This window comes from Vibrio sp. SCSIO 43153, assembly GCF_023716625.1.
Classification (GTDB): Bacteria; Pseudomonadota; Gammaproteobacteria; order Enterobacterales; family Vibrionaceae; genus Vibrio; species Vibrio rotiferianus.
The window spans coordinates 1,630,355-1,642,083 of record NZ_CP071855.1 but is presented as its reverse complement, the minus strand read 5'-3'; the positions used below and the strand labels follow the sequence as shown (position 1 = coordinate 1,642,083).

The 11,729-nt window shown below is 42.9% G+C and carries 8 protein-coding genes; 4 read left to right on the top strand and 4 right to left on the bottom strand.

What is annotated here, in order from left to right; translation table 11 throughout:
* Positions 1–232 precede the first annotated feature (232 nt).
* The 4 genes from J4N37_RS07365 to msrC all read right to left on the bottom strand — a co-directional run bounded on the left by J4N37_RS07365 (position 233) and on the right by msrC (position 4,317).
* Complete coding sequence (locus J4N37_RS07365) at positions 233–898, bottom strand: hypothetical protein (RefSeq protein WP_009706130.1); 666 nt, start codon at positions 896–898, stop codon at positions 233–235.
* 209 nt (positions 899–1,107) lie between these two features.
* On the bottom strand, positions 1,108–3,102 hold the full coding sequence (prc, locus tag J4N37_RS07360) for a carboxy terminal-processing peptidase (protein WP_010448034.1): 1,995 nt from the start codon (positions 3,100–3,102) through the stop codon (positions 1,108–1,110).
* Between the two features lie 17 nt (positions 3,103–3,119).
* Positions 3,120–3,746, bottom strand: a complete 627-nt coding sequence (proQ, locus tag J4N37_RS07355) for an RNA chaperone ProQ (protein WP_010448036.1) — start codon at positions 3,744–3,746, stop codon at positions 3,120–3,122.
* A gap of 97 nt (positions 3,747–3,843) precedes the next feature.
* On the bottom strand, positions 3,844–4,317 hold the full coding sequence (gene msrC / locus J4N37_RS07350; protein WP_010448038.1) for a free L-methionine (R)-S-oxide reductase MsrC: 474 nt from the start codon (positions 4,315–4,317) through the stop codon (positions 3,844–3,846).
* 87 nt (positions 4,318–4,404) lie between these two features.
* Between msrC and J4N37_RS07345 the strand changes: the two genes are divergently transcribed.
* The 4 genes from J4N37_RS07345 to rsmF all read left to right on the top strand — a co-directional run bounded on the left by J4N37_RS07345 (position 4,405) and on the right by rsmF (position 11,688).
* Positions 4,405–6,201, top strand: coding sequence for an ABC transporter ATP-binding protein (locus J4N37_RS07345; protein WP_252042068.1), 1,797 nt, complete (start codon positions 4,405–4,407; stop codon positions 6,199–6,201).
* Positions 6,202–6,222: 21 nt separating this feature from the next.
* Positions 6,223–7,464, top strand: a complete 1,242-nt coding sequence (locus J4N37_RS07340; protein WP_029560977.1) for a paraquat-inducible protein A — start codon at positions 6,223–6,225, stop codon at positions 7,462–7,464.
* Positions 7,461–10,115 carry an MlaD family protein gene (locus J4N37_RS07335; protein ID WP_252042066.1) on the top strand — a complete coding sequence of 885 codons (2,655 nt, stop codon included), beginning with the start codon at positions 7,461–7,463 and terminating at the stop codon, positions 10,113–10,115. The genes J4N37_RS07340 and J4N37_RS07335 overlap by 4 nt, the downstream gene beginning before the upstream one ends.
* A gap of 136 nt (positions 10,116–10,251) precedes the next feature.
* Complete coding sequence (gene rsmF, locus J4N37_RS07330) at positions 10,252–11,688, top strand: 16S rRNA (cytosine(1407)-C(5))-methyltransferase RsmF (RefSeq protein WP_252042065.1); 1,437 nt, start codon at positions 10,252–10,254, stop codon at positions 11,686–11,688.
* Positions 11,689–11,729: the final 41 nt, after the last annotated feature.

Here is an 11,729-nt window from a genome sequence, read left to right as displayed (position 1 = left end):
GTCCATAAATCCTTGTATATAGAACCACAAAAATACCAGGACTAGAGGCTCAAACACCTCACACTGGTATCACGATATAAGCTATTTGTAGGGGTTATGGTATCAGAATACAAGTCTTTCTATAAAAAAACGGAGCTTTTAGTGGCTTAGCTCCGCTTTCCGTTTAACATTTAATCAACATCAGAATATTTCACTATTAATAACCTAGCGTGAAATAATGAGGATGAATCATTTAGGGTGTCACTCGGTTGAGAACCGCGTACATATCACCGTTTGAATCCTTAATCGTAAGCTCATTTTGATTGAGTACGTAGCGAGTACCATGTTCCCCGTTTTCATACAAAAGAACCAAATGTTCCCCCTCGGTGTAGAACACGCCCTGCTTAACAGACTCCTCACCTTCATCGTTCGCGACACGGAACATGAACACAAAGTCAGGTTGTAGAATCAAATCCATCTGATTGATGTTATTGGCGAGCATACCATCGCCGCCGACTTGTGAACTGGACCAAATGCCGGCAAGCGCATTTGAGAGTCCTTTTGTGAAGGTCACGCCGTTCAAATCTAATGTGTTGTGATTGTTTCGATATGCATAAATTTGTGGTTCGTCTGTATTCAAACCAAGAACAATGGTGTCTTCATTGGCGTTATACATCCCTTCCCAATGGTCTATTGAGTAGTCTTTTTTCTGTATATCGATCGAGAAGGTGTAATCAGAACCCAAAGTCAGTTTGATAGCACGGAAATTCTCTGATGATTCTTCCGGGTTGGGATTCATCAAGTACCAGTCGCCGATCAAAAACGGGGTGTCGAAGTGACTGAGTTCGTCTTCCTTGTTGGTTTCCGCACTAGAAACACTAAAGCAGCAAAAGCTAAGTAAAATAATGAACCATTTCATAACGGTATCCTTATCGTTTTCTTTTAGCTTAGGCACTAGAACTCATTTTTGCGATATATTTGATCTAGATCACGTAAATTATTGGTGAGAATTAAGAGTATGAATCATCGTATTTAGCGTAAACATTACGGTAAAAGCACACAAAAAAAGAGCGAATCAAAATGACTCGCTCTTTTTATATTGAATTGCTAGTCGTTATGACTGAATACTTAGCTCTTAAGCATATCAACCATCACCGCGACAGATTCATCTAAATAAACATCTGGGGCTTCGTAGTCTTTTGGCACATCGTCTAACGTCTTGAATGGTTCTTTACCCATTGCAGTCTGACGTTCATTAATGCGCTCTAAACGTAATGCTTCCGCTTTATCCGATTCGTCTTCACGTACTTTCTCGTTAAGAGACAATAAGTTATCGTCTTTCTCTTTACGGTACTTCTCGATATCTTCTTTAATGAATCGGAATTCCATTTCGTCGGCAATTCGTTTGTTATGAAGCTCAGTTAGCTCAGTCACAAGTGCTTCATTGCTAGGGAAAGTCTGATATTTTGCTTTATCAATGCTATCCCAAGGCAGTGCATTGTCTTCAACACTTTCACCTGTTTCACTTGGCTCAACCGGAGTTGGATAAGCGATGTCTGGCGCTACACCACGGTTTTGAGTACTGCCACCATCAATGCGGTAAAACTTTTGAATCGTGTATTGAACGTAGCCCAGTTCCTTATCAAACAAATCATAGATATGATTCAATGAACGGTGCTGCTGTACAGTACCCTTACCAAAAGAGTTTTCGCCAAGAATGACTGCACGGTTGTAATCCTGCATTGCTGCAGCAAAGATCTCAGACGCCGAAGCACTGTAGCGGTTGATCAACACTGTGAGAGGACCATCGTAGCTAACTTCACCATCGGTATCCGCATTCACTTTGATACGACCGTAACTATCACGAACTTGCACAACTGGACCTTCTTTAATAAAGAGACCTGTTAATGCCGTTGCTTCAGTCAGTGCACCACCACCGTTGTTACGCAGATCTACGATCACGCCATCAACGTTTTTCGATTTCAGCTCAGATAGCAGTTTATCGGTATCTTTAGAAAGACCGACGTAGAAGCTAGGAACTTCAAGTACCCCTATCTTCTTGCCATCTTTCTCGATAATTTCAGATTTAACTGCACGATCTTCTAGACGTACTTTATCACGGACAATAGTGACAACGTAACTCTTCGCATCTTTACCTTCTGGCAAGACTTGCAGATTAACTTTAGTGCCTTTTGGCCCCTTAATTAACTGTACGACATCATCAAGACGCCAACCAATCACGTCTACAACTTCTTCGCCATCCTGACCAACACCAATAATTCGGTCGCCCTCACCTAGCTGTTTGCTCTTTGATGCAGGTCCACCAGCAACTAAGGATCGAATAACAGTATAATCATCCGTCATTTGAAGCACAGCACCAATTCCTTCTAGGGAAAGGTTCATTTCTGACTGGAACTGCTCTGCATTTCGTGGGGACAAATAGCTGGTATGAGGATCAACTTCACGAGCGAAAGCGTTCATGTAAAGTTGGAAAGCGTCTTCGTTGCGAGTTTGAGTGATACGTTTCATTGCGTTGTTATACCGCTTCTCTAATACCTCTTTAATTTCTGGCCATTCTTTACCAGTCATCTTGAGGTTAAGAGCGTCATATTTAACACGCTTACGCCACAGTTCATTCAATTCCGCTTCATCTTTTGGCCAAGCAGCTTCAGAGCGATCTAATTCAATAAATTCATCAGTATCAAACTTGATTTCGTTATCGAGTAGAGTCAGTGCGTAGGCGAAACGATCAAAGCGCTTCTGCATCGAAAGGTTATAAACATCAAAAGCAATCTTGTTGTTGCCAGCTTTAAGTTGATCATCAAGGCTGATTGACCAATCTTTGAAAGAGTCGATATCGGCTTGAGTAAAAATATTTCTATTGTAATCAAGCATTTCTACGTAGCGCTCAAAGATCGCTTTGGAGAAATCATCGTTAAGATTGAAGTGCTTATAGTGAGATCGTGTGAATCGAGATGTTACACGTTTGCTGGCTGTTTCGTGCTGAACTTCAGGAGCGAGAACCGGCAAATCATCTTTGTTTAGTTTGGCTTCTAGAGCCTGAGCTGAAGCTGCTAGCATTAAGCTAGCAGCAATCAGTGTCACTTTTGAACGGCAATTCATGCGTAGGAGTATCTCCCTTATGCGCGCAAGTGCTCCGCTTTTACAACCATTTGTAGGCCGTTAGCAAGTTGAACACGTACATCATCCTTATTGACTTCAACAATGGTCGCTGCCATGTTTCCTTTACCCATGTTCACGTTTACTGCATTGCCTACTGTGATTTCATCAGCGTTTAATGCGCGTGTTTCTACAGGCTTATTCTCTTTTTGTACTTTTGGTTTGTTAGTACGACGAGGCTGTTGAGGTTTTTTAGCCGATGGTTTTGCCTTAGCTTTACCTTCTTCACGAGCCTTTTGAGCTTGCTCTTTACGACGAGCCTGCACTTTAGCTTTGCTCTCAGCTAGTGTTGCTTTAGCGTGATCTACGTGCTCTTCTTCTAGTTCACCACAAGGGTTGCCATCTAGATCAACACGTACCGCACCAGGTTTTACGCCGTGTAGGTAACGCCATGATGAAGTGTACTGTCTTAACGCTGCACGAAGCTGAGTTTTGCTTACTTTTTCGTCTTCATTTAGACGTTCCGCAAGATCTTGAAAAATACCAATTTTCAGAGGCTTTGCTTCACCTTCTAAAGTAAAGCACTTAGGGAAACATTCAGCAATATATGCGATAACTTCTTTGCTGTTTTTTAACTTTTCAGTCATGAGGGTTCCTGATTTGAGCGGATTTCCGCGAAGCATTAAGAAAAATATTCTCGTATTATAGTGACATGCCAAGGAAAAACCACACTCGAGGGCGAATTTATGCGTCGTTAGCGTGCGAATTAAGCAGCTTTTCTACTTCTAACATGAAATGTGTGAGGCCTTGCTCATCAATTTCATTAAAACGACCAATACTTGGGCTATCAATATCAAGTACACCAGCCACTTCCCCATTGATCGTAAATGGCAGAACTATTTCTGAGTTACTTGCTGCATCACACGCTATATGACCTTCAAACTCGTGTACGTCGTACACTCTTTGTACGCGATTAGTTTGCGCCGCAGTTCCGCATACTCCTCGCCCCATAGGGATACGCACACAAGCGGGTTTACCTTGAAACGGACCAAGAACGAGCTCGTTTCCTTTTTTCAAATAAAATCCCGCCCAGTTTAGGTTTTCTAGTTCCATAAATAAAAGTGAACTTATGTTCGCAAGATTTGCAATTAAATCCGGTTCCGACTCGATAAGTGCAACCGCCTGTTTGGTAAGTGTTTGGTATTGTTCTATGGTCATATTAACTTCCAAATTATTCTGTTGAGGCTTCCATTATTAGTGAATACAATGCTCGCCTAAAATTTAATAGGACTTATTCTCATTACAATGACTTCACGAAATGACACTATTAGCCGTTCTTGGTTGATAACTCAAGCAAAAAAGCACAAGTCTAAATTGGCTTTGGCTAACGTTATTGCGGTTTTAGCAACTCTGATTAGTGTTCCTATCCCACTTCTGATGCCACTTATGGTCGATGAAGTACTACTCGATAAGCCAGCTTCTGGTTTGGCAGCCATGAATCTTGTTTTACCAGAGGCATGGCATACTCCTACGGGTTATATCTTCTTTACTCTCTTCCTTGTTGTTCTCATGCGCGCTGCCAGCCAAGCGCTTAACATAGTTCAAAGCCGCCAGTTTACTCTTGTTTCAAAGACGATTACTTATGGAATGAGAAGCAAGATGATCGACAAACTTGGTCGGATAAGTATTCGCCAATATGAAACAAAAGGTAGCGGCGGCATCAACGCTCACCTTATCACTGACATAGAGACCATAGATAAATTTATCGGTTCTACGTTAGCTAAATTTGTTATTAGCTTACTCACCGTCATAGGTACGGCCATCATTCTCTTGTGGTTAGACTGGCGTCTTGGATTATTCATTCTTCTAGTGAACCCTATCGTTATCTACTTTTCACGCAAGCTGGGAAGTACGGTCAAACATCTTAAGCGCAAAGAGAACCACTCATTCGAAGTTTTCCAAAACCGATTGGTTGAAACTTTAGATGGCATCTACCAATTGCGAGCAGCCAACAAAGAACGTGAGTTTCTTCAACAGTTAAAATTCGATGCTGATCAGATCCGTATCGACGCAGACAAATACGCCTGGCAGTCAGAGGCAGCTGGTCGTGTGTCCTTCCTTCTTTTCTTAATCGGTTTTGAACTTTTCCGTGCCGTCGCAATGCTCATGGTGATGTTCAGTGACCTCACCATCGGTCAGATTTTTGCGGTCTTTGGCTATCTTTGGTTTATGTTGTCCCCTGTACAAGAGCTATTAGGCATTCAGTTTTCTTGGTACAGCGCTAAAGCTGCCCTAAAACGCATCAATGACCTTCTTGAACTCGAGGAAGAACATAGACCTGTTTCTAAGGTAAATCCTTTCAACAAAGGCCAAGAAGTTGATGTTAAAATCGAGAATGTAGATTTTTCATACAATAGTGAGGTAAAGGTCTTGGATAGCCTCTCACTGCACATTCCACCGGGTAAAAAAGTGGCACTGGTTGGTGCTTCTGGTGGAGGTAAATCCACACTGATCCAACTATTAATTGGTGTTTATCGACAAAACTCTGGAAACATACGTTTTAATGATGAACTCAGTGAAGATATAAGCTTCGATGTAATTCGTAATAAAATTGCCGTTGTATTACAGCAACCTATATTATTTAACGACACGCTAAGGCATAATCTTACGCTTGGTGGTGACTTTGATGAGTTGTCTTTGTGGCGCGCATTAGAAGTTGCTCAGTTACAAGACGTAATGAAGCAATTAGACAATGGTTTAAACACCCAAATCGGTAGGAACGGTATCCGATTGTCTGGTGGACAAAGACAGAGATTGGCCATTGCTCGTATGGTGTTAAGCGATCCTCAGTTTGTAATACTTGATGAGGCGACATCAGCATTAGATACCGCTACGGAAGCAGCGCTCCATAAGGCGTTAACAGAGTTTCTGAACGGCAGAACCACTTTAATCGTTGCGCACAGGCTGTCTGCAGTAAAACAAGCTGATTTAATTTACGTACTTGAAGATGGAAAAGTCACCCAGTCGGGCACGCATGGTGAGTTAGTTGAACAAGAAGGTTTGTACCAAACGTTATACGGGGGAGTTCAGTCCCACGTTTAGTATTATTGCAGGGAGGTCATATTGGCCTCTCTAGATAAGCATGCAAATAACCCTGACAATGTCAGACTATGTCAGGGTTGCGAATTACCTGTCGATACCCTCCTTCTACCTAGAGGGAAACACGCCTATTGCCCTCGATGTGGCACGCAACTTTATCGTGGAGGCTCTCCTAGCCTTTCTGGGAATCTGGCAATTGCCGTCACTTGCTTATTACTGTTCATCCCTTCCCACTTCTTTGACTTCATCAGTATTCGTTTAGTTGGGGTCATGATCCCGGCAACCCTCCCTGCTGGAATGATTACGTTAATGGACGAAGGTTTCGTTGCACTGTCACTTTTGATTCTATTTTGTAGTTCTCTAGCTCCATTTATCGTTTGTAGCTCTGTTGTCGTCGCTCATGCATCGATGAAGATCCGCTGGTTTAACGGTATGCGTATCTCACTCTGGCTTGTTCAACACCTAAAGCATTGGGTGATGATTGACGTATTTCTTGTTAGCATCGCCATTTCATGTTTTAAGCTCCAAGATTACTCAGATATTTTCGTTGGTCCTGGGCTTATTGGCTTAGTTCTCCTTCAATTGTTTACTGTATTATTAATCACCCGTATCAGCGTTCGTCGATATTGGGAAGCCTGGCAACCAGAACGAGCTTTTCACTTCGAGCACAAAGATATTCATTGTCATGAGTGTCACCTTTCACAGCCCGAAGGTGATAAATGTCAACGATGCCATCATGTGCTATATCATCGAAAACCAAACTCCATTCAAAAAACGTGGGCGTACTTAATTGCAGCGACGATTGCAATCTTCCCCGCTAACTTAATTCCTATATCTATCTTGATCACAAATGGACGACGTTTAGAAGATACAATCTTTTCAGGTGTTGCTGGATTAGTTAAAAATGGCATGTACGGCATTGCAATAATTATATTTGTCGCCAGTATCATCGTCCCCGTCATCAAGATTTTAGGTTTGGCCTATATCCTACTTTGCATCAAGTTCAAGCGTTCTGTATTTCATAAACAGCGTATGATGGTTTACTTCGCTGTAAAATGGATTGGCAAATGGTCAGTAATGGATTTATTCGTTATTTCAATAATGATGACGCTAGTCGACCGTGGACAGATTTTAGATTTCACACCAGGTTATGGTGCAGTCGCATTTGGAATAGTAGTTGTTTTAACTATGCTCGCAGCAGATAGCATAGACCCAAGGCTTATTTGGGATAATGCTCCAGACTATAAAAAAAGAGTTCATAAATGAGTGTTCAGAATAGTTCTCAAAATTCTTACTCCCCTGACGTAAAGAAAAGTATTGGCCTGTCTCCTCTTTGGCTATTACCTATTCTTACCATGGTACTTGCCGGCTGGTTAGTGGTTAAATCCATTCACGATGCAGGTCAACGAGTACAAATTTACTTTTCTGACGCCGCGGGATTAGTAGCGGGCAGAACGACGATCCGATATCAAGGGTTAGAGGTAGGTATCGTCAGAGACATCAACTTATCTAAAGACCTCAGTAACATTTACGTTGATGCGGATATTTATCCAGAAGCCACAAAGCTATTGAATGAAAGTACACGATTTTGGCTAGTTAAACCGACGGCGAGTTTGTCTGGTGTCTCCGGCTTAGACGCCTTAGTTTCTGGTAACTATATTTCTATTCAGCCAGGCAATAGCAAAGAGTACGAAACAACATTTCATGCTTTAGATTCAGCACCTACTGATCTTCGCGTCACTCAAGGTCTTAATATCATACTCAAGAGTAAGGATTTGGGTGGCGTGTCGGTTGGGTCTCAGATTGTCTATAAAAAGATCCCTATCGGCGAAGTGTACAGCTACCAGTTAAATGAAGACGCAAAATCCATTTCGATCCATGCCAACATTCAAGAGCAGTACCGACACATTATTAATAACCGAAGTCGCTTTTGGAATGTGAGTGGTATTGGTGCGAGCATCGGTTTTGATGGCGTAGATGTTCGTTTAGAGAGCATGAGCGCCCTTCTTGGTGGGGCAATAGCCGTTGATTCCCCGGATGATGGTGAACCAGTAGAAGAAAACAAGCAGTTCAGACTGTATCGCGATCTAAAAACGGCTGGTCGAGGTATTCCGATTAAGATCGCACTACCCGACGACAACAATATTAGCGGTGAAGGCGCACCAATCATGTATCGCGGCATTGAGATCGGCCAAATCACAGACTTGGGTCTATCTGAGGGTAGAGAGTTAATTCTCGCCTCTGCTGCGATTCAGCCTGCGTTTAGCGACATGTTGACAACAAATACAAAGTTCATCTTAGAAGAAGCGAAAGTGTCACTCTCTGGGGTGGAAAATATCACTAACCTAGTTCGCGGTAATTTCCTTACCATCGTCCCAGAGCAAGGCGATCGCGCTCGTCGTTTCAGTGCTATTCGTAAAACAGATTTCAATCAACAGCAAGAAAAGTCTATCGCCATTCGCTTAGTGTCAGACAACTCATTTGGCTTAGATACTGGGGCAAATGTCTTATACAAAGGAATCGTTGTAGGTTCGATTATCAACGTTGGCTTGCTGGATAAAGAGAGCGCTACACAAGTGAAACATGAAGTGTTTATGGATGTCCTCATTGACCATGAGTTCAAGCACTTAATTAAATCTAATAACCGCTTCTATGTGACCGGCAGCGCTTCTGCTGAGTTAACTGAATCAGGATTAAGCGTCACCGTGCCACCAGCAAAGCAGCTTCTAACCGGTTCAATCAGTTTCGTTAGTGAAGGAAAAGAGTCCATCACTAGTGAGTATCAATTGTTCCAAAGTGCTTCTCTTGCGGAATTAGCAAAATATAATCAAAGCGGGTCACAAACTTTGACGCTCTTTGCCAACGAGCTTCCTCCTATTTCAAAAGGCAGTCCTCTACTCTACCGCAACCTTCCTGTCGGAAGTGTCTCTGACTTCAACCTCGTTGATGGCGGTGTAATTGTAAAAGCGACAATTGAAAATCGCTATGCACACCTACTTACTAACCAAACGGTATTTTGGAACCGTTCAGGAGTAGAAGTTGAAGCGTCATTGGCTGGTATTAGCGTCAAAGCTCATCCATTAAAAACGCTGATAAAAGGCGGTATCGCCTTCGACTCTATTCCAGGGATTGAGAATAAAATTGGACAGAACTGGAAGCTTTATAGTGACCAGAACAAAGCGCGTAAGTTTGGCCGAATCATTGAACTGGTCACCGATGGGACTCAAGAAGTAACAAAAGGCATGCCGATTAATTACCAAGGAGTGAAAGTCGGTGAAGTTACCTTAGTTGTACCGAACTTTAAACAAGAGCATATCGACGTCACTGCTCGAATTCTGCCAGAGTTTGTCAGTGATGTTGCTGTTACAGGCTCACACTTCTGGCTAACTGAACCCGAGATAGGGCTAGGTGGCGTGAAAAACTTAGGTGCGTTGGTCTCGAAATCAATCAGCGTTGAACCTGGTCATGGTGCAGAAAAATTTAAATTTGATTTAGCCAAAAGTCAGCAAGCAGAAAAAGGCATCTCATTCACACTTCAAAGTGAGCAGCGAGGTTCAGTTCAGGTTGGCACCCCAATTCTATATCGTCAAATGGAGGTTGGCAGCGTGACTGATGTTCGTCTTGGCGAGTTTGCGGATCGTATTGTCACTAAGATTGAGATACAACCTGAATACGCTTACCTTGTTCGTCAAAATAGTGTGTTCTGGAATGTCTCAGGTGTAGATGTATCAATTGGCATTACTGGCGCGAACATCAAAGCAGGCACATTTGATAGCTTAGTTCGTGGCGGTATTGCTTTCTCTACCCCGGAACAATCACAAATCCCGCCTGCGGCAAAAGATGGTCAATCATTCTATCTGTACCCACAAGCAGACGAGAACTGGTCAAAATGGCGCACCGCCATTCCAAAACCGTAATCGCGAGAAGCGATAATAATCTCGATCTAAAGAGCAGCAATCACTGCTCTTTTTTATGACCATCGCCGCATGACTATTCGTTTCTGAGTCGCTTTCGTATATTATTTGCAGCAAATTCTGCAATCGAGATTTCACTTTGCATCCTAATGTTTACATCCCAGAAGCTTTTCTTGAAAAAATCCAAACTATTCTCCCTGCTCACCTTAACATGGAAGACTTTATCGCATCGTGCCAAAAGCCACTTCGCAAAAGTATTCGTGTAAACACACTGAAGATAAGTGTAGAAGCGTTTCTAGAGCGCGCAGAAGCAAAAGGCTGGACTCTTTTCCCTGTACCATGGTGTGAAACAGGTTTTTGGATCGAAGCTGATGAGTCGATTGTACCTCTTGGAAATACTGCTGAGCACATGTCTGGGCTTTTCTACATTCAAGAAGCCAGCTCTATGATGCCTGTCTCTGCCCTATTCATGAACGATGAGTCATACGAAGCCGTTCTAGATACAGCCGCAGCGCCAGGTTCTAAAACGACTCAAATCGCCGCGTTGATGAATAACGAGGGCGTATTGGTTGCAAATGAATACGCAGCGAGTCGTGTCAAAGTGTTACACGCAAACATCGAACGTTGTGGCGTTCGTAACGCCGCGCTTAGCAACTTCGATGGTCGTGTCTTTGGTGGTTGGCTACCTGAACAGTTTGATGCCGTTTTACTCGACGCACCTTGTTCCGGTGAAGGTACGGTTCGTAAAGATGAAGATGCAATGAAAAACTGGACGCAAGCGTCAGTAGTGGAAATTGCAGATACTCAGAAAGACCTGATTGAAAGTGCTTTCCACGCTCTAAAGCCAGGCGGCGTAATGGTTTATTCAACCTGTACGCTAAGCACGGAAGAAAACCAACAAGTTTGTCATCACCTGAAAGAGACATTTGGTGACGCGGTTGAATTCGAAAGCTTAAAAGATCTGTTCGAAAATGCCGAAGCGGCGCTTACAGAAGAAGGCTTCTTACATATTTTCCCGCAAGTCTATGACTGTGAGGGCTTTTTCGTGGCACGCATTCGTAAGCTTGCTGCAGTAGAAGCACCAAAGGTGAAAAAGCGTATGGGTAAATTCCCATTTGTTAAAGCATCGAACAAAGAGTCAGCAGAGATTGCAAAGCAACTGCGAAGCACGATGGATATTGAGTTACCAGGTGACAGTTCAGTTTGGATTCGCGACAAAGACGTTTGGTTGTTCCCGAATGAGCTAGAGTCCATGATTGGCGAACTGCGTTTCTCTCGAATGGGGATAAAGATTGCCGAATCACACAAAAACGGTTATCGCTGGCAGCATCAAGTGGCGACGGCACTTGCAACGGGCTCAGAAAAGAAAGCTATTGAGCTGACTATTGAAGAGGCTCGTGAATGGTATATGGGACGAGACGTGCGCCCTCAAAACATTCCTTCCGATATGAAGACAGGGAAAGGTGAAGTTCTAGTTAAGTATGAAGGCACGATCATTGGTCTTGGGAAATGGGTCAGCAATCGAATTAAAAACGGTCTGCCACGCGAACTTGTGCGTGATAAGAACTTATTTTAGTAACAAATTGACATGCTATAAACAAATGAAAAGCCATCGTA

Bases quoted from the DNA above. Each gene is read 5' to 3' on its own strand.
- J4N37_RS07365 (WP_009706130.1), bottom strand. From the start codon at position 898: ATGAAATGGTTCATTATTTTACTTAGCTTTTGCTGCTTTAGTGTTTCT.
- prc (WP_010448034.1), bottom strand. From the start codon at position 3,102: ATGAATTGCCGTTCAAAAGTGACACTGATTGCTGCTAGCTTAATGCTA.
- proQ (WP_010448036.1), bottom strand. From the start codon at position 3,746: ATGACTGAAAAGTTAAAAAACAGCAAAGAAGTTATCGCATATATTGCT.
- msrC (WP_010448038.1), bottom strand. From the start codon at position 4,317: ATGACCATAGAACAATACCAAACACTTACCAAACAGGCGGTTGCACTT.
- J4N37_RS07345 (WP_252042068.1), top strand. From the start codon at position 4,405: ATGACTTCACGAAATGACACTATTAGCCGTTCTTGGTTGATAACTCAA.
- J4N37_RS07335 (WP_252042066.1), top strand. From the start codon at position 7,461: ATGAGTGTTCAGAATAGTTCTCAAAATTCTTACTCCCCTGACGTAAAG.